Raw genomic sequence first — 25,740 nt, 5'->3', positions numbered from 1 at the left:
TTTTATAATTAATCTTTCAAATTGCCTTCGGTCGGCCTACTTTGTGGCCGCTGAAAGCGTAATATAAAATGATAAGGTATGATGGTATCAAAATAACGTAAGCGTGTGTAGGGTTAATAGCATCGGCCAATGCACCGTAGCCCAGCGGCACAATTGCACCACCGGCTATCCCCATGATCATAAGCGATGAGCCAATTTTGGTAAACCTGCCCAAACCCGCCAAAGCCATTGGCCATATAGCCGGCCACACTAATGAATTAGCTAAGCCAAGCAGGGCTACACCCAAAACAGAAACATAGCCATGTGTAAAAATTACCAGAACAGATAAGATCACACCTAAGCCCGCCGAGAGCTTCATAGCTTTTTCCTGTGTAAGATATTTTGGAATGCACACCACCCCTATTCCATAACCAACAAGCATACAGCCTAAGGTAAACGAGGTGAAGAATTTGGCACTCTCCATAGCAATGCCCTGCGTATTAGCGTAGTTGATAATGGTATCGCCTGCTATAACCTCAACACCAACATAACAAAACAGCGTAAGTACACCCAGCAACAAGTGCGGGAACTGCAAGACGCTGGTTTTACCGGTATTGGTTAACGCGGTGGTTTCGTCTTCCTGGTCGGTATCTATCTCGGGCAGGCTTGAATTGTAAATAACAACTGACAATATCAACAGTACTACCACAATAACCACATACGGTAATATTACACGTGATGCTAATGCATCTAACTCTAACTTTTTTGCTTCAATAGCCATGGTTGCAATGCGGGCTTTTAAACCGTCCACATCTTTAAGAGCAATTGCTCCTAACACTATCGGCGCAATTGCACCGGCCACTTTATTACAGATGCCCATAATACTGATACGCCTTGCAGCGCTCTCCGGCGGACCAAGTATGGTGATATAGGGGTTTGATGCAGTTTGCAGTAAGGCCAATCCGGACCCTTGTATGAACAAGCCTAACAGGAACAGGCCGTAAAAGCGTGTTAATGCCGCGGGTATGAAGATCAATGCACCTACGGCCATTACCGCCAAACCAACCGACATCCCTTTTTTGAAACCGGTTGCATTTAAGATGCGGGCCGATGGTATAGCCAGTACGAAGTAAGAGATATAAAAAGCAGTTGTCACTAAGTAGGCTTCAACATTGTTAAGCTCGCAAGCCAGTTTTAAATACGGTATCAAAACCGAGTTTAACCATGTGATAAAACCAAAAATAAAGAACAGCATCCCAATGATGAAAATGGGACTCATTGCGCTTTTCTTGTTCTCTGCCTGTAATGATACTGCTTGTTGTGCCATGCTTTTAAATTTTAAACTACCTGTGGACTAAATGTTACTTGTTTGAAAAAATCTGTAAGATGGAACTCCGGTTCGTGATGAACGATGTTGTTCCAGCATAAGTAGTGTGGCTGTGGCAAGCCGTCGCCGCACTTGAAAAAATTAACTTTTGCCCGGTTGTTTTCTAAGTTTAATTGCGGATGGAACATAAATACAGTTTTGGGGACCACTAAAGTAAGCTCCCAATAAATATCTCCGCGGCTGGTACTCTTTAGCGTAGTTTGATGTTGTATTGTTTTAATTAAGCCCGCAGGTATAAATGCGCGGTTATACTTACCGCTGCCATATTGTACCCTGCCGGTGCCCATGCAATTAAACTCGAGGTTATAGTAGCTGCTATCGCCGTTAAAGGCTATAAAGAACTCAACACAGCTATCCTCGTAAACCGGATCGTTAAAATTAACATATTCGGCCTTAATTGCAGCTTCTGTTACAAAAAATTTAAGAAAAATATTGTTTTCATTGTAAGAAATGCAAAAATCAACCTTTGGCATAGCCATTTCTCCATGCCATGGCGCAAAAGATATCTGCATCCGTTCACAAAGATCCATCAGCGCAGAAACATCCTCAATACGATGAGGTTGCTCATCCACTTCCAGGTATGATATGTTGCTTTCAGTAATCATTAATAATGCGCCGTTTTATAACCGGCCATCTCGTTTAAAATAGTAGCGTTCATTGCTTCGGCATTGGCATTAAGCATTTTAAGCAGTTGGAACTGCGCGCGGGCCCTTTGCAAATTATGCCCTTCAAACTTGGTTTTAAAATATACATCGCCGTTAATATGGTCGGTAAGAAACCGGACGGCTTGCATATACGGCAGTAGCAGTGCACCCTTCATCAATGATCTCACTTCAGCATCCGTTAAAAACTTCGAAGCTTCCTGCAGATAACCTTGTACATAGGCATCAAACAGCGGCATGTTCAACTTAATTTTGCTCAGATCGGCTTCGTCCTCAGTAGAGGTATTAATAATGGTACGTATGGCATCACCAAAGTCATAGGCTACGTAGCCATCCATCACCGTCTCCAGGTCAATAACGCATTGCGCTTCGTCATTTTGGTTGAGCAGCACGTTATTAAACTTCGTATCATTATGGATAACGCGTTTAGGCAAAGCATTTACCTGGTCGGGCTGCTGGAAGTACTGCATAGGCTCAGCATACTTTCGTACAATATCCAATTCGGGTTTAACAGAAGAAACGCGGCCTGCTGCATCTTTTGCAATGGCATCATTCAATTGCCTTAACCGGTGCTGTATGTTATGGAAATCGGGTATCACCTCAAACATTTCTCCTGCCGGGATATCAGACAACATTGCCTGGAACTTTCCGAATGCTTTTCCACCCTCATAAGCCTGTTTAGGGAGCTTCACCAGGTCATAACTTTTGGTGTTACCCAGAAAAAAGAACATGCGCCAATAGTTGCCATCGCTATCCTGATAAAAATACTTGCCGCTATTGGTTGGGATAAGCGTCATTACTTCGGTCATCGGGTCGCCGCCGTTGCTGATTACCTTGAGTTTTAAATGTTCGGTCACCTTTTGCATATTTTCGGTAAGCTTTTCAACGTTGGTGAAAATATGGTGATTAATGCGTTGCAGTAAATAGTCAGCCCCCTCGGCTAAATTCTTCAAAAAGAAGGTATCATTGATATGGCCAGACCCATAAGGTTTATAGGAACCGGCATCTGCAGTACATTTAAAGTGCGGTACAACTTCGGCTATGTATTTAAAACTTTGCACTATTTAGTAATTTTGTAATTTAAATTCTTGATCAATTCGAACACAGGCAACCTATCTGCCGCTACCATGATGTTATACTTAAGCGGCCCCTTTACCTTTTTGCCGTCATCGCTCAACCAGGTGCCTTTAGGCAGGTAAACTATTTTGCTGTTGTCTTTAGTTGTTACAGGAGCCACGAGGTATTTGCTGCCTAACATAAACTGGCCTTTTACATCAACAAGGCCCTGGTTAGGGAACTGGTATTCCATGCTGCGCACAATGGGTTCGCCGGTTTGCGACGATGTTCTTGCCAGCTGCAATATGTAAGGCGTATACCTTGCCCTTAAGGCAACTGCCTTTTTAACGGCTGCTAAATTTTGCTGAGATAAAACACGCCATGGCGCAACCGAAAACTGCATCATCGGCATCAGTGCAGAGCATTGCGCAGAGCGGACAATGAGTTGCTCGTCCAGTTTATCCTTACCGATGAAGGAACCAAATTCGCCGCCGCCGATCATATCCGGGCAGGTGAACTGGTAGCCTAATAAACCGGCGGTGGTAATGTGTGGTATCAGTTTTTGCAGGTCTGTCCAGGTATGTTGTTTGTCGCGCAAGCGTTCAACGAGGGGCTCGCCGCCCATTTTCCACATGGCGCGATATTCATTGAGCGGAAAATTTAAACCAATCTCACCCCATAAACGGCTATGTTCATTAGGCGTTGCTTTTTTGTAGGAAACGGCGTTGGCCGGATAAAAATCTGCATCGCCTGCATCCAGCTTAAAGCCATCAAGGTGATATGTTTTCATCATGTAATTGAGCCTGCCGGTAAACCACTCCTTTGCCTGCGGATTTGTAAAATCGAGCACCGAGCTATAACCGTTCCACCAGGAAATGATGGTCGGTTTATCAGCCTTATCCCAGGTTAAACCAGTGTTACCGCCATTATCAAAAAGCAGCAAGCGTTTGGCCAATAATTCGCGATAAACCTCTGTATCGGGTGACACAAACGGACTAACCCAAAGCATCACTTTAAAACCCATATTATGCAGTGAATCAACCATTGCAGCAGCGTTGCTGAATCTATCTGCACGAAAATCAAACCTGCCATAATAATCAGCCCAGTTATCATCTATCATTAACACCCCCGGCGGGAAACCGTTATCGATAATGGCTTTTGCATATTTGATGATATCCCTTTGATTTTGATTGTAAACCAGCTCTATCCAGGTATTGTATTGCGGTTTGGCAAACAACAAGGTGTCGGGCAGTTTACCTTTCGATGGGAAATATCGTTTAGCTGCAAGCTTAAACGCACTTTGCAAATTGTTGGCCGAAGAGTCAACAACCAATGCAGCGTGGGTTTCGCTGATAATGAGCTTACCGCTTTCAAAAGTAAACTTGAACGGTTCTTCACTCCAGATAAACCGGCCTTTGGTTGATACCAGTAAGGGCGATGCCTGGTTTCCGCGGGTATCGCCATACAGGTTAAGTTTATAGCCGTTGGTAAAAGGCATTAAGTGAGCATCATTTACCGCACCGCCAAACCATTTTTCGCCGGGTTTAATGGCAATGGTTTGCGCGCTAAGCGATGCCGCCAAGCCTACAAATACAGCTGATAATATTATTTTGATAGCCTTACTCAAGATCAGTTTACTTTTAGCGTGTGGTTTAAATTATTGTAACCGGTAGTAGATTCCCATACATCGTTATTAGCCAAACGGATACTAAACTCCGGCTTTGTGGCGATGCTTGCATAAGCGTCGGGCATATTCAACAGCATTTCATAATCACCAGCGGGCAGGTCTGCCGGAATGTTTACCGATTCGCTCACCTGGTTGTCGCCACTATACCACCGGCGGATGTCTGTAGCCAGATCTATCGAACGGATCTCTTTGGTAGCCTTATTTCGCAACACCAGCTTAACGGTACGTTTGTTATAGGGCGAGGCGTAACCCTTGTTTTTAATGTTCAAAGTAATCTGCATTGATGCATTACGTACTGCATTATCAGGCAGGGAAGCGCTCTGCAGCACAAAACGATAACCCAGGTTGCGTTTAATATTATCCATACAACCGCCATCCTGCCAGTCGTTATTTACCTCGGTATTATAATGCGCATTGATGAAGCTGTAATGCAGCGATGAAAACTCCGCCTGTGCCTGGCCGCCCGGTTCGCAATCATTAGTTGGGCTGTAACCATCAGAACAGGTTTCACCGCCCACAACCACAAATTTACTGTCTGCTTTAAAATAGTCTTTCAAAGTGTTAAGCACGGCCCCATCAGATGTACGAGGGGTTGAGCTGTTACCATAATCTTCATAAGTGCCAAAATCGTTTGAACTGGCCAAAAAACAATCGTTATGGTAACCTAAGCGGGCTATATCATTCTCGCTAAAGGCTTGCGCATCAGTTAACGGTGCCGACGTTATCAAGGCGTTTATGCCGTAAATGTAACGCTGTTTTATTTGCGGGTAGCGCAGCTGCACCATCCTATCAGCAGGTACAGCATCAAGCATGGCTTTTATCACTTCTATCCTATCTCGCCAGTTGGCATCAAGCAGTTTGCCTTGCGTTGCATTCTGTGATGCATCTCCAAAAAAGTCGGTGTAATATTGCTCGCCCCATACGCCTATAAATCCTAATTGCACGCAGGCAATTATATCGGCGTTATCATGCAATACCGGTTTTAGTTGGGCAATGTGGTTTAGGATAATGTTCTTGGGAGCATCGCCATAAAGCGGGCAAATAAATCCTTCGGGGCAATTGCCCGGTTTGGCCGTTGCGGTGTAAACAAAGCGTGGTATCAGCTTAACGCCGGCCTCACGCGCTGCTGCAAAGTCCTTTTTAAGTTTATCTAAAAACGTTGACTTTATTGGCTGATTAACCACATCATCCAAAATATAATAGCGAAATACAAGCGTGCTTAAAACGCTGTAGTTTGCACTCTGGATAGATTGTAAAGAGCGATAACTCTTAAGCTCATCTACAGAAAGTACCGTGTAATTACTTGAGTGCACCTCGGAGTAGCGGTAGAAACCGCGCTCGGGGTTAGGAAAATCTTCATTGCTTTCTGTATAGGTAACATTTACCTTTTCCACCTTAACCAGGTTAGCCTCTTTGTCTTTGCATGACGAGGACAACAACGTAAAGGCTAACACCAGCCCAAGGCAATATCCTGTTAATATCTTTATCATTACTATAATGGTTTAAAGTTTAAAAAAGATGCTGCGTTTGTACAGCCAATAACATAACCCCCACTCTAATACCAGCGTAGTTAGTGCCGATACAACCGCAGCTATATGTGCAGGCACTCCTAAAAACAGGTTGAGCATCTGGCCGCTAAATATGCTAACGGCGTGGTTTACCCATTGGGCGCCTACTGTCTCAAAAAACAGGTAAATAAATATGGCGTTCATACCCACAACAGTGGCTATCCATGCGTAGCGCTTGTTTTGCTTTACATCAACAAACCAGTACACCGCAGCCAGCATTAACAGTACCCAACCTACCGAGGCAAATACAAAAGAACTGGTGCTGATGCGTTTGATAATTGGTGTTATACCCGTCCAATCTAACCCGAAGCCAATCGCTAAAGCAATAATGCCGGCGATGACCAACGTGCTAATTTTTTGTGCCGACGTTCTGTTTGATACCAGTAACTTACCCGCAAGTACGCCCCAGATGGTGTGCGCCGCCGTGGGGATGCAGTTAAGAGTTACCCAGCCATCGCTGTTTATTTTACCCATCAACAAGGTATCGGTATAAGAACCGAAATTGTGGCCCTCCATAAAAGGCTGGTCAAAGCCCGGAATAAGTATGGTGCGGTAAAGCACTTCTGTTATAACCAGCAGGCCTACACCAAATGCAATCTGAAAAGCATAAGAACGATCGATTATCAGATAAGCCACTATGGTTGTGAACGCTAACTGCGTTAATACGTTCCAAAGCTCCCAAACCGGTTTGCCTGCGTAAACGCAATGCAGTGCAACACCGCAAATGAACAATTTAAGGCTGCGGATGAGGATATGCTTTAAATTGTTGCTCCAACCGCTGCCCTTAGCCAGCTTACGGCTGTATGAAATATACATGGCGGCACCTGCCATAAACATAAACGCAGGCTGCACCAAATCCCAGAAACGCAGCCCATGCCACGGATGGTGAAAAAACTGCATGATGAGTCCGCCGGCAGGCTCTGTATCATTTAGATGCCTAATAGACTCATAAACTGCACAGCTTTCGCCGCAAAGCAGTATCATGATCAGACCGCGCATCACATCAAGTGATACGAGGCGGCCTGAGGCCAGTTGATCTGCAGAATTAGCTTTTACCATAAAGTGCGCGATGTATATTATTTATCGTGTTACTTTAAGCACTATTCACTCATATCCAAAAAGAAGCTTGCACTTCCCGGATCCGGTGCGCTGCCGAACAGTACCGAGTAATCATTCTTGGTAACCTGTATGCCAAAACGGGCTCCTGTGCCGGTAAGGCCTTTCAGTTTACCGCGCGCTATGCTCATTTCAAATTTGGTCACACCATTTGCTTCCTGCACTGTACCCACTTTAATAGCATCGGCAATAGATTGCTGGGCAAATGAGAACGCTGTCTGATCTGTACTGTTATGGTAGAAAATATCTATTCCGGATGTCAGTAATTGTCCTTCCAGCAATATATCATATCCACCACCTGTGAAAGTGCCTGTCAGCAAACCGGTAGCAGGGTTGTTATCAGAGTCGATGTAAAAATCGAAGATATCAGCGTCTGCCTTTTTGCGGGCCATCTCCATATAAATATATACATAGTTGCCGTCGTAATCTAATTTTACCGCGTTAACAACACCCTTGTTCGGGCCTAACGGAATTACGTTTTGCGTAACAGCATCCCAATCAGCAAGTGAGTTGTCGTTTAATTTAACCGGCGATACTTTAGCAATTCGCAATACGGTAGACGACTCGGTGGTTTTGCCGTTTACCGATGCGACGAGTGTAGGCACATATTTACCCTTGCCCGGATAAGTATGTGTTGGTGATGCATCGGTTGATTTGGTACCATCGCCAAAATCCCATTGATAATTGGTAACGCCGGTTGTTGTTACCTTAAATGTGGCCGTAGCACCATCAACCGCAACATCATATGCGAGGTCGGTTTGGGGCACGTAGTTGTCTTTTTTGCAGGAACTTATGCTGATGCCCAGCAGTGCTATGCAAAACAGGGCGGTTGCTTTAACTTTTTTCATATCAGAACAGTTATTTACTTAGTGATACCTTGCTGTTGATTATGGATTTTGGGTTGCCTTATTGTTGCTCAGTATTTCATCAATAGGAATGAAATAGATTGTGCGCGGGCTGGTATAAGGCACCGTTAGGTTTGGATATCCGCTCGGCTTTTTAGACAGATCAATGTCTGTTTCTTTTAAGCTGGTGATGTGATATCCCCAATAAGTTTTATCCAAGGTGCGTTTGTTGCGGAATACATCATAAGTGCGGTGACCCTCAAAAGCCATCTCAATGCGCTTCTCATCCAACACTACGTCAAGCGCTGTTTTGCCTGCAGGCACACTGGTATACAATGAGCCTTCTAAGCCGCGGTTTTTGCGGATAGTATTCACGTCATCCAAAGCGGCAGCTGTAGCGTTGGTCTTGGCTTCAGCTTCGGCACGTATCAGGTACATCTCTGCCAGCCTGAACATAATTGGAGAGCTCAGGTTAGGCAACCCATCCTGGAAAGAGAATTTACTGATGTAGTACATCTCGATACCATTCTTCTTTTGAACGTTGCCCGATGCATCCTTCGAAGGAACAATGTACGACCAGCGCACATCTTCCGGGTGGGCGCTCATCAGGTCGCGCAGGGATGATGAGGCATATTCCTCTCCCCAGCCCGAGTTACCGTCTGAATAGATCATGGATGCGATAGAACCGAATTTGCCGTAATCATCAACCTGTGTAAAGGCAATACAGAAGATGGTTTCAGAACCGGTTTTAGCGTTAGCGAACAAGCTTGGATAAGTAGCCTTGGTGGTTAAAGTAAATTTACCTGAGTTGATCACTTTGTTTGCCCATTCAATTGCCTTTGCGTTATCTTCTTTGTAAAGGTTGACACGCGCCAGTAATGACCAGGCAGCCTCTTGTGATGCATATTGCACGCCGCGGCTCTGGGTCATTAACCCTTCTGCCTTTTCAGTATCGGCGATAACCGAATCATAAACTTCTTTAACGGTTGATCGGGCTTTTTGCGCTTCGTCGGTCAAATTGGTGCGCAGGATAATACCCGGCGAGTTTGGATCAACGCTGTATGGTTTGCCGAATAACCTTACCAGGTTAAAGTGGCAAAATGCCCGTAAAAAATAACACTCACCCAAAAGCTGGTTGGTGGTAGCATCTGTTTTTCCTGATTTCTCAATGGCATCAATTACCGTATTTACACCGGTGATGATCTTGTACGATACATACCAGTAATAACGTGTGTTACCTTGCGACGGCGAATGGCCTAAGCTAAAGCTGTAATACAAAGGGTCGGTTGTTACCTGGCCGCAAACAATATCATCGCTGGCAAAATCGCTCAGGTGATAAAACTGGCGCAGGTACATGTTATTGTTATCAACGGTACCGTTAAATTCTATGTGGTCTTTCAATAAAGCGTAAGCACCATTAAGGGCATTGGTTAGGCCGTCTGATGTGGTGGTAATGGTACCTGTACTTATGGCATCGCTGGGGTTAACGTTTAAGTTTTTACAGCTGCTTGCAGCAACCATAGCGAGCGTTAGCAGGGCGAAAAATTTATTTTTCATACTATATTATCTTATCAGGATATACCTGCTTAAAAATTAAAGTTAACTGTAAACAAATACTGGCGATTGTTAGGATACTTAAAGTCAGACACGCCGGGGGTTGCAAAGCTGCCCGGTTGTATGGTTGTCTGCGGATCCTGCCCCAGGAAGTTGGAGAATGTAGCCACGTTATCAGCAGTAAGCCCTACAGTTATGCCATCCATGCTGATGCTTTTTGCCCATTGCTTCGGCAGCGTGTAAGACAACGCAATGTTACGGATGGTAAAATAGCTGCCATCTTTTAAGTAACGGGTAGATGTTTCAGTTGAGTTAGCTGAGTTTTGCGGACTTGGCTCTGTTGCCTGTGTATCGCCCGGGCCGCTCCATACTTTTGCGCCAGAAGGTAGTTTTATCTGATTGTAGTATGGCTCGTGCCCATCATTCATCATAAACCTAAGGTTATTGCTGAACACTTTGTTACCGTAGTTAAGGTAAGTGCTAACCCTTAGGTTGAAGTTTTTGTAACGCAAGCTGTTGTTAAAACCACCCTGGAACTTAGGCAGTGCTGAACCTACTTCCTGTATAGTGGCTTGCGAGTAATCTGATGTTCTTTCGCTGGCAACAGCTTTGCCATTGTTATCATAAACAATTTTCTCCCACACTGGCGCACCGGTTTGCGCATCAACGCCTAACCATTTTGGCATGTAAAACTCATACAGGTTGCCACCGTTGCGGTAGATCTGCGAGATGCTCCATGAGCCTGTTTTAACGATCGGTGCAGGCAAGCCGTAGATCTTGTTGTTATTAAAGTTGATGTTGAAATCAGTGTTCCACTCAAAATCCTTGTTGCGGATGTTAGTAGAGCTGATGCCAACCTCAATACCCTTATTGATCACGTTACCCGCATTTTCCCATTTGGTCTCAAACCCAACAGATAGCGGCTGCGATACTTGCAGCAGCAGGTTTTTGGTGTTGTTGCGATAAACATCAACCGTTAAGGTTAAGCGGTTAAACAAACTGATATCTGCACCAAGGTTAACCTGATGTTTGCTCTCCCAGGTTAGGTTAGGGCTTGCCAGTTGGTAAGGCACCGCACCTACCAGGCCATTGTATTGCGTAGTAAGTGAGAATAAGCCAAGGTATCTTGATGCGCCAATATCCTGCGTACCGGTTACACCATAACTACCTCGTATTTTAAGGTTATTAAGTATTGAATTGCCTGCCAGGAAATCCTCGTTGCTAACCAGCCATGCGCCGGATACCGATGGGAAGGTTCCATACTGCTTGGTAGGTGCAAACGCCGAAGAACCATCATAACGTACTGATGCAGACAAGAAATATTTCTCTTTGTAATTGTAGTTAACCTGTGATAACAACGATTGCAGGTAAGCTTTGGCGTTGTACCCGTTAACCAATTGGTTGTTTGATACTACGTTAAGCACGCGCAAGCCTTCAGGCAAGCCTTTACCTGATGCCCCTGAATATTCGGTATTGCTGCCTTCAAATGCTGCACCTGCAAAACCGCTCAGGTTATGGTCGCCCAGTTTAAAATCAAATTTTAATAACTGGTTTGACACTATGCCATAATTAAGTGTATTCAACTCATCCAGGTAACCGGTTCCGTGGTAAGTACCGGCCGCAGTAGGCGACACGTAATTTGTGCCCTTGTTGAAACCAGCAGCTACCCTGTTGGTGCTGGCAAATGTTAACCAGTTTGTGATGCGGTAATTGATACCGAGGTCATAGTTCAGATCGAAACCCTTGTAGCTATGGTCTGAGTTTTTTATGGTATTAATTGGGTTGATCTTATCTCTCGACCACCATTTAAATGTAGAATTACCATCAACGTAAATTGCATTTCCGTTTGCGTCATATGGGTTATCCCATGGCATATTCAGGAAAGAATAATATACATCCATGTAATCATAGCTCTTTCCCATATTACCACTTAAGTTGATGTTATTGGTGATATCAAGCTTTTTAGAGAAATGGTAGGTTGAATTTGCACGTAAGTTGATACGCTGGTAATTGGTATTTAAGAAAGTACCTTTCTCATTATAGTATGATGCACCTACGTAGTAATCATTTTTTTCTGTTTTACCACTTGCCGATAAGTAGAAGTTGTACATCGGCGCTGCCTTGAAAGATTGTTTCGGCCAGTTATAATCCTGGTTACGCAGGGATAGCGGGCGTTCTGAATAGAATTTAGCCAGGTCAATTTTATAGCTGTTATCTGTAGCGCCTACAATGTAATCGCGATAAAATTCTTTCTGGTAATCATAAAGCTCGTTGCTGTTCATCACATTAAGCTTACCAAAATCTGCGGTGCGGAAACCTGAAGATGCTTTTGCCTCAAACCTGGTTTGGCCGCTTTTGGCTTTTTTGGTTGTAACGATGATAACACCGGCATTTGCCTGCGAACCATACAATGCGGTTGATGCCGCATCTTTCAATACTGTAATGCTTTCAACATCATTAGGGTCGTAGTTTCCGCCAATAATACCATCAACCACAAATAGCGGGCTTTGATTAGCATTAACGGACGACACACCGCGTAGCCTTATCTCTGGATTGGCACCCGGCACACCGCTGCTGTTAATTACCTGCAAACCGGCTACCTTACCTTGCAGCATGGTTCCTACATTGTTTGCAGTAACGTCTTTAAGCTTATTAGCATTCACCACAGTTACAGCGCTGGTTAACTCGCTTTGCTTTTTGCTGCTGTAACCCACAACAACAACATCATTAAGTTGCTGTATGTCTTCTGCAAGTGATACCTGTATGCCGATTTGGCCTGCGGTAACCTCAACCTGTTTTGAGGTGTAACCTATAAAGCTGACAACAAGGGTTGATTTTCCGGATGGCACATTAACGGCAAAGTCGCCGTTAACATTGGTCATGGCGCCGTTTGAGGTTCCTTTTACTGCTACACTTACACCGGGCAGCGGCTGGTTATCCTTTGCGGATACAACGCGCCCGGTGACCTTGGCAGATTGGGCATAGCCCTGCAAAGAAATCAACAGAACGCAACAAAAGATGAGTAGAAGTTTTCTGATCATATTGTGACGATTAGTTTGTTTAGTACAGAATGGTTAGTTGCTTATTTGTAAAAGTGACGTAAAATTACTGTTAACAAAAGCTCGTGACCCCGCCCTGACAATTGCGCAAACGTTTGCATAGATTACGCAACCGTTTGCGCAAACTCAACGCAACCGTTTGCGTAATTTGCATAAGGCGCGTTGTAAACAAATTATTATTAGCGATTTAGGAGCTTAAACCCTAAATAATTTGTTGCAGATCGAAAATTACGTTGATTTATTTTGAACGATTGTACTCTACCATCTCAGAGTCGATGATATGTTGTAATAGCGGAAGCTCTACCGGGTTGGGCGAAGCAGCGTTGTTAATAAGCTTAAATAAAAAACCCGCAGCCATAGATGATTGTTTATTGGCGAATTGTTCAATAGAGGCAAGTGGCACACTATCCATATATTCCCAAATGGGCAGGTTGGCAAAACTGATAAAACTGATGTCTTTATTTACTTTCAGCCCGGCGGTTTTAACGGCAGCAATGCAATCCAGCAGTACATAATCGTTAAAAACAATCACTGCCGTTGGCGGCTCCTCTAAAATGATCAGTTTATTGATGGCTTTTAAATTATCACTTTTTGCCAGCGTTGTTGATACAATGATATCCTGATCCATTGGCAGGTTATTTTCCTTCAAACACCTGAAATAAATTTCCAGCCGTTGCAGGGTAGCAGCCAGTTTAGCAGGGCCATTAATTAACCCTATTCGCGAATGCCCCATGGCAACTAACTTGGAGACAGCTTGCAACATACCGGCTACCAGATTACAGGCAACGTAATTGATATCCTTGCGGTTGGGTACGCGATCAAAGAAAACCACCGGGATGTTATACTTTTTAAGCCCGTCGAAATGTTCATAAGTAGAAGTTTCTTTGGTAAGTGATACCAGTATACCATCTACCCTATGGTCTTTCATATTCTCCACTATTTTTTTCTCACGCTCAAAATTATCCAATGACTGGCCGATGATAACGTTGTAATTACTGGCTTCGGCGGCATCCTCGATACCGGTAAGCGCGGCGGAAAAAAATGGCTCGGAAAGATCGGGGATGATCACCCCGATAGTGTAGGTTTTGCGCTCTTTAAAGTAGATGGCCATCTTGTTGGCCTCGTACCCTAACTCTTGCGCTACTTTGCGTACCCGCATGGTAGTTACCAAACCGATACTTGGATGATCATGCAGCGCCCGTGATACGGTAGATGCAGACACATTGAGCCGCTTGGCTATCTCCTTAATGGTAGGTAACTTGTTTTTTGACATTAATAGGGTAAGTAACTAATTAGCTAATTTAGCATTAAAAATCTTAAGCCGGTAACTAAGCCCTTATATTAAAACGAAAACGGCCCGCAAAAAGCCGGGCCGTTTATTTATATAATTGAATAGATAATGTACTTTACACTGCCTGCGCCTGCAAGGCCGGGTTATACACCAGGCGGTAATTAACCTGCTTTTTTTCTGGTTCTATCATATCGCTTAATGGTATTTCAAGGATATTACATATTTCCATTAACCTGGCCAAGGTGAGTTTAGAGTAACCCAATTCTATTTTAGAATAGGCATTTTGTGAAACATTCATACGCATAGCCAGGTAATCCTGCGTGTAATTAAGTCTCTCGCGGGCGAGCCTGATATTAGTAATGATCTCGCTTACCCTGTTTTTGATATTATTTTTCATTAATTTAGTATTGGTATCTTCATCAACTAACGAGAATAAACAACCAACGGATTTACTTTTATCTTAAATCATTCGGTAATTATAAGTTGCCTTAAACGGCTATTATAATTAGTGGTTGTTTTACTCCCGTTATCCACAAATAATACTTCAACTATCGCCATGATAAAATGTTTTAACCAGTTAGATAACAGAGCGTTTTAGAATAAAAAAATGCGAAAGAGCCTCAACTTTTTGCCTCTTTGATGTTTATATGCTTATGCTAAATGCCTTTAAATATATTACAGCAAGTTTTATCATATACTTCGTGCTTTGCCTTACAGCAAATGCGCAAATAAAAAAGCCGGATACGGTTAAAACGGGCGTCTACATCACCAGCATTCATGACATTAACTTTAAAGACAAAGAGTACAACATCAATATGTGGCTTTGGCTTAAATACAAAAACAAAGGCTTTGATTTTTTGCACAACCTGGAGGTACCACAGGCCAAGTCAGTCTCAACAGCCTTTTCTACCGTCGACTCCAGTACTAACCGTATCTACATGCTGATGAAATTGCAAGCCACCATGAAGGATTCATGGGCTACTAACAATTTCCCTTTTGATAAGCAGAAACTCCGTTTTTCTATAGAAAACTCTCAATTTGAATCAAAATCGTTGGTTTTTAAGGCTGATACCATTGGTCAGCATTTTGATCCACGCTTTACCTTACGGGGATGGAACATTGACAGCATTGATATAACCACGGGCATTAAAAAATATGAGACCGCTTTCGGCGATGAGAGCGCTGCTAAACCCCATACCGAATACAGCAACTTTAAGGTTGTGCTCACTATCAGTCGTGATGCTATGGGGCTTTTCTGGAAATTGTTCCTGGGAATGTATGTGGCCTTCCTTATTTCGTTTATCTCGTTTTACATCCACTCGGATAGTATAGATTCCAGATTTGGGCTTGGCGTAGGCGCGCTGTTCGCCGTTGTGGGTAATAAATACATTGTGGATGCATCCTTACCCGAAACAAGCAGTTTTACGTTGGTTGATATGCTGCACGGCCTCACGCTCATGTCTATACTTGTCACGATAGTTTGTACTTCATATTCCCTGTTACTTGTTAAAAGAGATGAGTTCAAACGTGCTAAAAGATTTGACTTCGTTAGCAGCAGGATCATCCTGGGTACCTATGTTTTGTTAAACGTTTGGTTTATTTGGCAGGCAACGCGCGGGTAAAACGTATAAACAGTTAACGGTGCTTTTTCTCGCCGGTGTAAAGCTTTTCGCCTGCTGTTATCTTTAACGGCAAAAAGTTTTCGCGTGGGGGTATTGGGCATTGGTAGCCGGCACTGTAAGCGCAATATGGGTTGTAAGCTTTGTTGAAATCTATCTCCATTTTACCATTCCTGATGTCCGTAGTTTGCATATCAATGTAGCGCCCACCCTGATAAGTTTCGCTGCCGTTGGTGTCATCCGTAAATGGTGAAAACAGATAGTTAGCCAATGCCGGGGTTTGCATGAGGGCAATACTGCGATAAAGATTGAGCTCATAGGCTTTGCCTTGCAAGTTAAATTTCGCTTTGGCAAATCGTACATAAGTTTGCGCGGTGCCGCTAAACGTAGGCATTTGAAAAGGGATCTCGCCGGGAGTTAACTGCACATCTGCTGATACTTTGTAGGTGCTGTCGGCATCGTAGAAATTCAAATTATTTAGATCTTCCTGTTTAAGCGGCGAATGAGCATCGCTTAAAAAATCTGCTTTGTAGCGCTCGCGATATGCGGCCAAACGTTGTTTATAAGTTTGGGCTGAAACGTTTAAACTTAAAATAGTGATGATCAGGATAAGGTATTTCATAATGATAAAGGTAATTATTGCTGCTGAAAGAATGGCAGGCATGTACTCAAACCTTTATGCCGCCTTTTTCGTAGAACAGGCCAGTTTAAGCTAAAATCCCATCACTAAAAAATGAAAAACATTCTAAAAGCTACGATAGCGGTAATCCTGATAGCAACTATTTCCTCTGCCTGCAAAAAAACCGTTGATTACAAACGCCAGCAAACCACACAATCTGATTTTGCGTTTGCCGATAAAAATTATGGTGACGCCGATTTTGATATAACCCCGCCCACAACAAACAGCCCTGAGCCTTTTACTTACATCAGTAGCAACACCAATGTAGCTACCGTTAATGGCTCAACCGTATCAATTAAAGGTGCCGGCATCACAACTATTACTGCTACTCAAAGAGAATCTGACAAGTTTACCCAACTGGCCATTGCTGCAGATTTTAAGGTGAACAGGATTGCTCCTACCATCAATAATTTCCCGGCGGTTACAAAACTTGCATCTGATGCAGCGTTTGCCCTTACCGCGCCTACCAGCAATAGCAGCGGCTCCATTCTTTACACTATCGCCGACCCTACCATAGCCTCTATAAACGGCAACATAGTCACTGTAAAGAAAGCCGGCAAAACTACCATCACAGCGTCGCAAATTGCTAATGGTAATTACACCGCAGGAACCATCACTACTGACCTGACGGTTAACTAAACATAAAAGGTCAATAATTTATATCAAGGATCTGCTCATTAACATTCCAGCCGTACAACTGTAACTGAAGTCTATCTTTTACGGTTTGAGGGTATTCTATTACAACCTTTCTGCTTTCGCCGGGCATTACAGACAAGTAGTTATCTGCTGTAAATGCCGGTAATACGCGCTGTTTTGTAGTGCTATTGATCAGCGCAAGGCGATTAAAGAATGCGACCGGGCCACCTTTGGGGTTGGTTAGGCTTATTTCAACCTTGCCGTTAGCTAATTGCTTTGTTGCTACATTCAGCTTTGTTTTCTTGATATCCTGCAAACCGGAATATTCGCCATCCGTATTAGGCAGCCAGTAAAAGTTATTACTTTGAACTTGCTTGCGTTCATCAAGCAATTTAACGCTCAGGAAAACGCCGTCTTTTTTGCGCAAGGCATCTACCTGTGATTTCAACGACAGAACCTTTTGGTATGATGACGCGCCGATAGAAATAAATACCTGCGTCAGCAGCGAGTCGCGGCCGGCCATGTCATAGGTTTTAACTACCAGCATGTGGTTATTCAAATTCTTGAACCCGTTGTTGATCGCAATAATGTTTCCATCTACAGGATTATAGGCTACGTGCACAGGCTCTGACCCGCTACGTAAACCATATAAACAAGCGTTAGCATCCAGGTAGTAATCGTACATCTGTCCGCGCAGTGCGGTCCATGGGTTTTGGGTTTTCCAGATGATTGAACCGGTATACCATTCCCACATATGAGAACTAAAGCCTTCCATCAAAGCACGATATTGGTCGTAGTTTACCAGTTGCGCCTTCATTGAGAAATCACGGGCGTCTTTAGCTTCGCCGTAAGGCTTTATCGAATTCTCGTACCCGATGTATTTGTGATAATCCCATACAGAGTCTACACTTTCCTTTTTACCATCAAACTTTGGCGCCTTTAAATTTGCAGCCGGAATAAAACGCTGTAATGATTCGTAATCGCCTACACCAACAGACCCTACCTCTGAGTTAAACGGAAAGGTTTTATGCTGCCAAAAAGTGTTGATATTTTGTATACCGTAAGGGCCATCGCCATTGCCACCGTCGGTGTTGTAAGACATCTCTGCCGAATTTGAATAATCTATGAACCAGCGTGTACCATCCAGCTTAGGTAACAACTGATCGCGCAGCGGCACTAAAATATCATCAGGCGGAGGGATCTCGTTGCCACCACACCATATTGCCAGCGATGCGTGGTTACGTACCATTTTGATCTGGTCTTCTGCCGAACGCAAAAACAGCGAATGATCGTCCGGGTATTTACGTCGTGTCCATTGGTCATCAGTTTTGGCCGGGTCTATCCAACGACCGTTACAATCACCAGACATCCAAAAATCCTGGAACACCAGTATGCCATACCTATCGCAGGCAGCATAAAATTCGGGCCGCTCTATCATTGCTCCACCCCATATCCTGATGAGGTTAAGGTTCATATCGCGATGGTAACGCACTTCGGCATCATAACGGGCATCGCTGAAGCGCAGCATGGCATCAGAGATGATCCAGTTACCACCCTTAATAAATATCTTTTGCCCGTTAACCGCCACCTGCCTGCTGTTGGTGACCTCGTTCCATTTGGTATCAATCTGGCGGATGCCTACCTGCACCTCTTGTTTATCAGAAAGAACTTTTCCACCCTCTGTAAACTCAAAGTTTGATGGATACAGATACTGTTCACCATAACCGTTAGGCCACCAAAGTTTAGGATTATTCATGGTAAGCGCCGGCAAGGCAATTTCGGTAGTTGTATTTGCAGCGAGATTTACTTGCTTGCTTACCGTTTGACCGTTAATAGTATATTTCAACAAGCCCGATAACGGTTTAGCCGTATTATTCTGTAACTCTGCAGAGGTTTTGATGATGGCTGCATCCTGCTTAGCGCCGGGCAAGCGTACACCCGGTACAAGCGTGATTACGTGCGGCGCATTTATGCGCACGTTGCCTGTTTCCTGTATCGTCACCTTATCCCAAATACCAGTATTACGGTCGGCAGTGGGTTGTATCCAGTCCCAGCCGGCGGTGTATTGCATGCCTACGTTGCGTGCAATGGTACCGTCGCCACCCTGGCCGCCGTTTGGCTTGCCTGCAACCGGTGCAGGATGTACCAAAATAGCCAGCCTGTTTTTGCCATCTGCTTTAAGATACTGCGTAATATTATGCGATTGACGGAGGAACATTCCCTGCGCATCATCAGCCTTTAACTTTTGACCGTTGATGAAGATCTCGCAGGTATAATTTATCCCTCGCAGGTTAAGGAACACTGTCCGTCCTGCTGCAGGCTTTTTATGGGAAAAGTTGGTAACAAACCAATAAGTGTAGTACGCATTGCCTTTGTAATAAATATCGGGGATCTGTTTATTGTTCATTCCATAGAATGGATCAGGCATTTTACGGTTGTTCACCAGTGTTGTAAGCACTGTTCCCGGCACGGTGGCGAGCATCCATTGGTTAACGTTGTAGTCAGTCGCACTTACCTGGCTGCCATTGGCTTTTAGCTCGTCGGCTTTTATGCACCGCCAGCCGCTGTTCAGTTCAGTTTCTGTTTGGGCTTTTGATAAGAAAGGAATTAAGAGAAAAAGGAGTAGCAAACGGCAGGCTGTAATCTTCATAGCTGATCAGTTATGGCCGCTAAGATAAGCCTAACAACATTATTTGGTATCTTTTAGTTAAAAAAGCGCACAGAATATCCCCTATAAATATTTGTAGACCGATCTGATGAGAAATGATAAACCCTTTTTCACCTCTTCCCTGCCAGTTTCATCGTTCACGTCGATACCGCAAAACTTACTGCCGTTTACCTTTGAAAAAAGGTCGAGGTAATAAGTACCGGATATGATCACCGCCATTATCGCACGGAATTGCGCTGAACGCTCTCCAAAATGCGGATCGGTGATGTATTGCATCAGCATTTCGCCATTGGCCTCCTGTGCGTTTATCAGTTTTTTGAGTGATTCCCGTTCTTCAGTCAATGTCCACAATAAGATCTTTTGAAATGCTTCGTCTTTGTAAACGTAATCAAACTGCGATTGCACCATTGCTTCAACAAACTTGGCACCGCCACCACTAAGATCGGGCACTTCATCACCCTTTACATTACTCCAGAAATCCTTAAGCCTGATGTACTCGTCTATCAGCTGGTCTTTACCCCCGAAATATTTATAGATAAGCTTTTTATCTAAACCGGCGGCCCTGGCTATATCGTTCACCTTAAGCGCAGCAAACCCTTTGGTAGTGAGGATTTCCTCAACCGCAGCCAAAAACTTTTGGCGTGTTTGCTCTTTGTTGCGCATAGCGCCGGGAATTTCTGTTTCCATTGGGGGATGATAAAGCAAAAGCGATATAAAAATAGCAAAAAATGACGGGGCAAGCGGCAAATAAAAAAGCCTCACATTGCTGTGAGGCTTTTGGCTCCTGAAGCTGGACTCGAACCAGCGACCCTCTGATTAACAGTCAGATGCTCTAACCGGCTGAGCTATTCAGGAGTGTTTTCCGGTTTGGAGAGTGCAAAAGTATGTTTTCTGATGATATTTCACAATATTTGCACAAAAAAAATTTAAAAATATTTTACATGAGTTTGTTAACCATTGGTACTGTGGCGTTTGACGCAATTGAGACCCCTTTCGGCAAAACCGATAAAATCATTGGAGGCTCTGCTACCTACGCAAGTTTGGCCGCATCTTACTTTTATGACCAGATAAAAATTGTTGCCGTTGTTGGCGACGACTTCCCGCAGGAAGAAATAAAAAGCTTTAATGACCACCACATAGATACCGAAGGTTTACAGATAAAACAGGGCGAAAAATCATTTTTCTGGAGCGGCAAATACCATAATGATATGAACAGCCGCGACACCCTGGTGACTGACCTTAACGTATTGGCCGACTTTGACCCTATCATCCCGGAAAGCTACCAGGACTGCGAATATTTGTTCTTAGGTAATTTAACCCCTCAGGTTCAACAAACGGTTATTAAACGCCTTAAAAACCGCCCTAAACTAATTGCGATGGACACCATGAACTTTTGGATGGACATTGCAATGGACGACCTTTTGGAAACCATTAAAATGGTTGACGTATTAATTATCAACGATGCGGAAGCACGCCAGTTATCAGGCGAATACTCATTGGTGAAAGCTGCGCGCAAAATTTTAACGCTTGGCCCAAAATACCTGATCATTAAAAAAGGTGAACACGGTGCATTGTTATTCCATGAAGATCACGTTTTCTCGGCCCCTGCCCTGCCGCTTGCCGAAGTATTTGACCCAACCGGCGCCGGTGATACCTTTGCCGGTGGTTTTATCGGTTATATGGCTAAAGTGGGTACAGTAAATTTCAACAACATGAAAAACGCCATCATCTTCGGATCAGCGCTGGCATCATTCTGTGTAGAGAAATTTGGCCCTGAGAAAATTAAAAATTTAAGTCAGGAAGAAGTTAACGCACGCGTACAGCAGTTTGTTAGCCTGGCATCTTTCGAGATATAAGCCATTTAGATGTGCAGATTACAGATGTGCAGATATGCAAATTAAAACTGCGTATATCTGTGATCTGCACCATTCTTTTGCAGTATACATGAAATTAGATTTAATGGCATCTGCACATCTGTAATCTGCACATTTGCACATCCATTAATACTCTAACCACTTCTTCACTTTTATACCTACCACATCACCTTCCCTGTAAGCATCAGGCTCATTATTTACAGCACGGAGAATAACGTCGTTACTTTCCAATATCAGATCTTCATAAGAACCTTTAAAAAGCACTTCTTTAACCTGCCATTCGTTGGTTTTAAGCATGGTGGCAATGCGTATCCACTCAGGGTAAATTACAACGGTTTGTTTATCAATATTAATGTCGCATTGTTTAGCTTCATCGGCAGTAAGTACATTGCAGTTGGTTAGCAATTCAGCAGTATATAAATTCCTCGGATTGTTATAAAGCTCCTTTGGATGCCCGGTTTCAACAATTTCTCCATTCTTAAGCACTATTAGTTCATCGGCCATGGAAAGCACCTCTGCTGGGTCATGAGACACCATGATCACCGTAATGCCGGTTTCCTTCACTATCTGCCTGATATCATGCTGCAGGCCTTCTCTAAAAGATGTATCAACCTGGTTAAATGGTTCATCCAACAATAAAACCTGCGGGCGGGTAATGATGGCTCTTGCAATGGCTACGCGTTGTTTTTCGCCGCCACTAAGGTCGGCAACACGTTTTAGAGCCAGGTGCATTATATTTAACTGTCGCAATACCTGCTCCGTTTTTTCCTCTTTGGCCTGCACGTTGGTATTGGGCAGCATTGCCGAAACATTGTCCCATACCCGGGCGAATAAATTAAGGTCATCAGTATGCTGGGTAACCATTTTCATGGCATCATGGCCGGGGATGAGTTTTTCTTCAGGCCCCCAAATCCGTTCTCCGTTAAAAGATACGGTGCCGCTATCCGGCGAGAGCAAACCGTACAGCAGGCGTAGCAACGTACTCTTTCCGCTTCCGCTTTCGCCAATGATGGCCGTAATTTTACCGGGCGTTACATCCATTGAGATATTGCTTACTCCTGATTGTACCGCCCCGCCATATGATCTGCTTACACCATCTGCCCGTAAAAAAGTTTCGTTAGCCATTAAGGCCAAAGATAAATATTAAAGGCACTTTCACGGAGAGGCAATTTGCAGACATAAAAAAGGGATATTCATTATAATGAAGATCCCTCAATAAATACTTTAGATTACTGCTTACCAACCCACGCTCATACCGAAGTTAAATTGTCTTAAGCCGTCCTGCGCCGGGCTGTTATCAAACATGTTGTTGAAATAGTATTTAGCGAATATGCCAATAGCTCCGTAACCTATGCGCGCTGCCGCACCATAGCGGAATTTAGCAAAATGATAATCGCCGCTCAGTTTGGTATCACCCTGGCTGCTTTCCTGTTTCAGACTATTACTAATGCGGATGCCCAGGTCCGGACCAACCACAAAGTGGAACCTGCGGCCGTCGGCATCATCATGCGTACGGAAATCAAACGAGATAGGTATGCGGATGTATGTGGCAGATAAACGGTTCTTGCTGTACTGCACATCATCCTGGGTGTAAGTAAGCGCATTACCGCCGCGTTGTATGGTGATGTTGTTGCGCAGGCGTAAATTAGTCCAGTCAAAACCACCGGCTACATAAAACCTGAACGAACTGCTGAAACGGTAACCCAACTGCAGCACATCAAAACCGATACTGCTGCTGCGCCATGAGCGATAATTTAAGAAACTGTTAGTTGGTGATAGGGTAAAGCTGCCATTATCATTCAACGTTGTTAAACCGATATCAAAACGGGTAAAAGTAAGCCCGAATGAAAAACCCGGCGCTTTTGATGCACGGCGGGTGGTATCGTTGATATTCACCTGCGCTACATCGTCGCCGAAGCCAAGCCGGATGCGTGTGCGCCTGCTTTTGGTGGTGTCAGTTTTAACGGAATCAGTAGTGGTGGTTTGGGCAAAAAGCGATGTAGCGGCCAAGCCTATAATGATGGTAAAGAGAAGGCGTTTCATGTTCTGTAATGTACTTTAAAATTATCTACTTTGTTTTTTTATTTTGATGAAACCGAGGTTAAGGCCTGTAACATTCGGTTCATCTTCGTCTTTGCTTGAAAATTCTATCAGTTTATCTTTTCGTTTATCAATCTTACTTACAACTGCGTTTAGAAGGTCGCCGATGCCACGTATTTTGTGTTTGCGTACCGGTGCAGCAGCAAGTTCTGTTTTAGCTGGTTCCGCATTGGCAGCCAATGTTGACGGTGCTAAAGGTTCAGCTATCTTCTCTGCAAGCGGCACATCTTTATCGGGCACCGTAAATTTAATGCCTAAAGGCTTTTGCGCAGGCAACTGTGCAAGCTGTTCCTGCGGTTCAGTAACTTCCAGTGGTTTTGGCTTTACCGGCGACAGCTCACGCTCCGGTTGTCGGAAATCCCTATCAACAACAGCTCTCACCTTCGATGCCGACTTAACCTTATTTACCGGTTCTATAACCACGTTTGCAATAAGGGGTTCAACTACTTTAACATCTTTAATGTTGTTAGTTCGTTTTACAGCCGGTTCCGGTTTCTTTCCACCTTTTACTGCCGCTACCTGCTGGTTTTGATCAGCCTGCACTTTTTTACCCAAAAAATAGATACCAACCGTTAACATTGCCAGTAAACTTGCGGCAATGCTTAGGTAAATACCCAAAGGTTTGCGCTTGTTTTTATCTAAATCAGCAGAGATGCCTTTCCATACATGGCGCGATGGTTCAACTTCCAGATCGCTCAGCTTATCGCTGAACAAGCGGTCGAGATCTTTATCCTGCATAGTTATATTTTTTGTTGTCCAACTTTAAAACCTGTTCTTTAAGTATCGCCCTTGCCCTTGACAATTGCGACTTTGATGCCCCCTCGCTAATACCCATGATATCCGCTATTTCTTTATGCGAATAGCCGTCAATGGCGTACATATTAAATACCATCCGGTAACCCGGCGATAGTGATTTAATAAGTTCCAGCAGGTCTTTGGCCTCCAAACTACTTGCTGCTGCCGCCTCTGCCGACGGTTCCTGCACTGTTTCACCTAACTCTACTACCTGCATCATTTTATGATGCTTACGATAGTATTCTATCGAGCTGTGCACCATAATGCGCCTCACCCAGCCCTCAAAAGAGCCGTCGCCACGATAGTCTGCAATTTTGCCGAACACCCGTACAAAACCATTCTGCAGCATATCTTCGGCCTCCATACGGTCGGTAGCATAGCGCATGCAAACGCCCAGCATTTTTGAGGCAAACTGTTTGTATAGCTGCTCCTGCGCTTTGCGCTGCCCGGCTATACATCGGCTTACCAGTTCGTTAATCGTGTGCTTAGGTTCCAAAAACATCATTTATTTATTAGTAAGATGTTAGTGTTGATGTTTTGGTTGCATGTGGTGATAAAAAAATAAAAACTTCTAAAAGTTAGAAGTTTAAGTTAGCCTAAGATAATAAGAAACACGAATTGATATCTACTTCCTTTCCCTAAACCGTTTATATATCTTTACAGTTATCATCAGGATAACGCTGAAAGCAATAATGCCTATCACACCGAAGATCCAGTTCAAAGAATTTTTAAGTACAACCAGGAAAACAATTGCAAAGAGAATTATGGTAGCCAGTTCGTTCCATAAACGGAGCTGGGTGGATGTCCAAGTGAATTTGCCACTGGCCATGGCCTTCATTTTGTTTTGGCAGATGAAGTGATAAACCAGCAGACCGACAACAAACAATAGCTTAATGATAAGCCAGCGCGGCCATATCATGTACCACTTGTGGAGGTGTATCATTAAAGCACCGGCAATAACCACCAGATACATACTCGGCGTGGTGATTATCCACCATAACTTGCGTTCCATCAATTCAAATTGCTCTGAAAGAATGGTGCGGGCAGGCTCAGGTTTTTCTTGTGCCTCGGTGTGATAGATAAAAAGGCGTACCATGTAAAAAAGCCCCGCCATCCAGCAGACTACAAATATGATATGTATGGCTAAAACGTATTGGTACATGAT

The 25,740-nt window shown here is 43.9% G+C and carries 22 protein-coding genes and 1 tRNA gene; 3 read left to right on the top strand and 20 right to left on the bottom strand.

From position 1 onward, the window contains the following. Positions 1-16 precede the first annotated feature (16 nt). The 11 genes from INP83_RS07720 to INP83_RS07670 all read right to left on the bottom strand — a co-directional run bounded on the left by INP83_RS07720 (position 17) and on the right by INP83_RS07670 (position 14,601). Positions 17-1,306 carry a sugar MFS transporter gene (locus INP83_RS07720; RefSeq protein ID WP_219126959.1) on the bottom strand — a complete coding sequence of 430 codons (1,290 nt, stop codon included), beginning with the start codon at positions 1,304-1,306 and terminating at the stop codon, positions 17-19. A gap of 11 nt (positions 1,307-1,317) precedes the next feature. After that, the gene (locus tag INP83_RS07715) at positions 1,318-1,971 is read right to left on the bottom strand and encodes a carbohydrate-binding family 9-like protein (protein WP_219126958.1); all 654 of its coding nucleotides are present in this window, start codon (positions 1,969-1,971) and stop codon (positions 1,318-1,320) included. Next, positions 1,971-3,089, bottom strand: coding sequence for a phosphotransferase enzyme family protein (locus INP83_RS07710; protein ID WP_219126957.1), 1,119 nt, complete (start codon positions 3,087-3,089; stop codon positions 1,971-1,973). The genes INP83_RS07715 and INP83_RS07710 overlap by 1 nt, the downstream gene beginning before the upstream one ends. Beyond that, positions 3,089-4,711, bottom strand: coding sequence for a glycoside hydrolase family 31 protein (locus tag INP83_RS07705; RefSeq protein ID WP_255563276.1), 1,623 nt, complete (start codon positions 4,709-4,711; stop codon positions 3,089-3,091). The genes INP83_RS07710 and INP83_RS07705 overlap by 1 nt, the downstream gene beginning before the upstream one ends. Positions 4,712-4,713: 2 nt before the next feature. Beyond that, complete coding sequence (locus tag INP83_RS07700) at positions 4,714-6,261, bottom strand: DUF4832 domain-containing protein (RefSeq protein WP_219126956.1); 1,548 nt, start codon at positions 6,259-6,261, stop codon at positions 4,714-4,716. 12 nt (positions 6,262-6,273) lie between these two features. Beyond that, complete coding sequence (locus INP83_RS07695) at positions 6,274-7,398, bottom strand: acyltransferase family protein (RefSeq protein WP_219126955.1); 1,125 nt, start codon at positions 7,396-7,398, stop codon at positions 6,274-6,276. A 41-nt stretch (positions 7,399-7,439) separates the two neighbouring features. Beyond that, entirely contained in the window at positions 7,440-8,303 is an 864-nt protein-coding gene (locus INP83_RS07690; RefSeq protein ID WP_219126954.1) for a PKD domain-containing protein, read from the bottom strand. Between the two features lie 39 nt (positions 8,304-8,342). Next, the gene (locus tag INP83_RS07685) at positions 8,343-9,857 is read right to left on the bottom strand and encodes a RagB/SusD family nutrient uptake outer membrane protein (protein WP_219126953.1); all 1,515 of its coding nucleotides are present in this window, start codon (positions 9,855-9,857) and stop codon (positions 8,343-8,345) included. Positions 9,858-9,886: 29 nt separating this feature from the next. After that, positions 9,887-12,895, bottom strand: a complete 3,009-nt coding sequence (locus INP83_RS07680; RefSeq protein WP_255563275.1) for a SusC/RagA family TonB-linked outer membrane protein — start codon at positions 12,893-12,895, stop codon at positions 9,887-9,889. Positions 12,896-13,151: 256 nt separating this feature from the next. Further along, positions 13,152-14,186 carry a LacI family DNA-binding transcriptional regulator gene (locus INP83_RS07675; RefSeq protein ID WP_219126952.1) on the bottom strand — a complete coding sequence of 345 codons (1,035 nt, stop codon included), beginning with the start codon at positions 14,184-14,186 and terminating at the stop codon, positions 13,152-13,154. Positions 14,187-14,319: 133 nt separating this feature from the next. Then, positions 14,320-14,601, bottom strand: a complete 282-nt coding sequence (locus INP83_RS07670; RefSeq protein ID WP_146268883.1) for a helix-turn-helix domain-containing protein — start codon at positions 14,599-14,601, stop codon at positions 14,320-14,322. A 250-nt stretch (positions 14,602-14,851) separates the two neighbouring features. On the opposite strand from INP83_RS07670, the gene INP83_RS07665 reads away from it, so the two are divergent. Beyond that, complete coding sequence (locus INP83_RS07665) at positions 14,852-15,826, top strand: hypothetical protein (RefSeq protein ID WP_219126951.1); 975 nt, start codon at positions 14,852-14,854, stop codon at positions 15,824-15,826. Between the two features lie 13 nt (positions 15,827-15,839). Here INP83_RS07665 and INP83_RS07660 read toward each other — a convergent pair whose 3' ends face one another. Next, entirely contained in the window at positions 15,840-16,445 is a 606-nt protein-coding gene (locus tag INP83_RS07660; protein WP_219126950.1) for a DUF1684 domain-containing protein, read from the bottom strand. Positions 16,446-16,556: 111 nt separating this feature from the next. Here INP83_RS07660 and INP83_RS07655 point away from each other — a divergent pair, with 111 nt between their 5' ends. Continuing rightward, positions 16,557-17,141 carry an Ig-like domain-containing protein gene (locus tag INP83_RS07655; RefSeq protein ID WP_219126949.1) on the top strand — a complete coding sequence of 195 codons (585 nt, stop codon included), beginning with the start codon at positions 16,557-16,559 and terminating at the stop codon, positions 17,139-17,141. A gap of 10 nt (positions 17,142-17,151) precedes the next feature. Here INP83_RS07655 and INP83_RS07650 read toward each other — a convergent pair whose 3' ends face one another. The 3 genes from INP83_RS07650 to INP83_RS07640 all read right to left on the bottom strand — a co-directional run bounded on the left by INP83_RS07650 (position 17,152) and on the right by INP83_RS07640 (position 20,661). Then, a complete protein-coding gene (locus INP83_RS07650) occupies positions 17,152-19,788 on the bottom strand; it encodes a glycoside hydrolase family 2 TIM barrel-domain containing protein (RefSeq protein ID WP_219126948.1) in 2,637 nt (878 codons plus the stop codon). Positions 19,789-19,869: 81 nt separating this feature from the next. Continuing rightward, entirely contained in the window at positions 19,870-20,493 is a 624-nt protein-coding gene (locus INP83_RS07645; protein WP_219126947.1) for a TetR/AcrR family transcriptional regulator, read from the bottom strand. A 91-nt stretch (positions 20,494-20,584) separates the two neighbouring features. Then, positions 20,585-20,661: transfer RNA gene (locus INP83_RS07640), tRNA-Asn, on the bottom strand. 86 nt (positions 20,662-20,747) lie between these two features. Here INP83_RS07640 and INP83_RS07635 point away from each other — a divergent pair. Next, complete coding sequence (locus INP83_RS07635; protein ID WP_219126946.1) at positions 20,748-21,662, top strand: PfkB family carbohydrate kinase; 915 nt, start codon at positions 20,748-20,750, stop codon at positions 21,660-21,662. 144 nt (positions 21,663-21,806) lie between these two features. Here INP83_RS07635 and INP83_RS07630 read toward each other — a convergent pair whose 3' ends face one another. From INP83_RS07630 to INP83_RS07610, 5 genes are all read right to left on the bottom strand, one after another. Further along, positions 21,807-22,805, bottom strand: a complete 999-nt coding sequence (locus tag INP83_RS07630) for an ABC transporter ATP-binding protein (protein ID WP_219126945.1) — start codon at positions 22,803-22,805, stop codon at positions 21,807-21,809. A gap of 111 nt (positions 22,806-22,916) precedes the next feature. Beyond that, positions 22,917-23,723 carry an outer membrane beta-barrel protein gene (locus INP83_RS07625; protein ID WP_219126944.1) on the bottom strand — a complete coding sequence of 269 codons (807 nt, stop codon included), beginning with the start codon at positions 23,721-23,723 and terminating at the stop codon, positions 22,917-22,919. 21 nt (positions 23,724-23,744) lie between these two features. Next, positions 23,745-24,518, bottom strand: coding sequence for a hypothetical protein (locus tag INP83_RS07620; RefSeq protein WP_219126943.1), 774 nt, complete (start codon positions 24,516-24,518; stop codon positions 23,745-23,747). Then, positions 24,508-25,080: an RNA polymerase sigma factor gene (locus INP83_RS07615; RefSeq protein ID WP_370630594.1), complete on the bottom strand. Its 573-nt coding sequence runs from the start codon at positions 25,078-25,080 to the stop codon at positions 24,508-24,510. The genes INP83_RS07620 and INP83_RS07615 overlap by 11 nt, the downstream gene beginning before the upstream one ends. A 120-nt stretch (positions 25,081-25,200) precedes the next feature. Beyond that, entirely contained in the window at positions 25,201-25,737 is a 537-nt protein-coding gene (locus INP83_RS07610; RefSeq protein WP_219126942.1) for a CopD family protein, read from the bottom strand. Positions 25,738-25,740 lie beyond the last annotated feature (3 nt).

The organism is Mucilaginibacter sp. 21P (assembly GCF_019331605.1).
Taxonomy (GTDB): domain Bacteria; phylum Bacteroidota; class Bacteroidia; order Sphingobacteriales; family Sphingobacteriaceae; genus Mucilaginibacter; species Mucilaginibacter achroorhodeus.
Note: the sequence above shows the minus strand (reverse complement) of the source record. Positions and strands in the feature narration are given on the sequence as shown.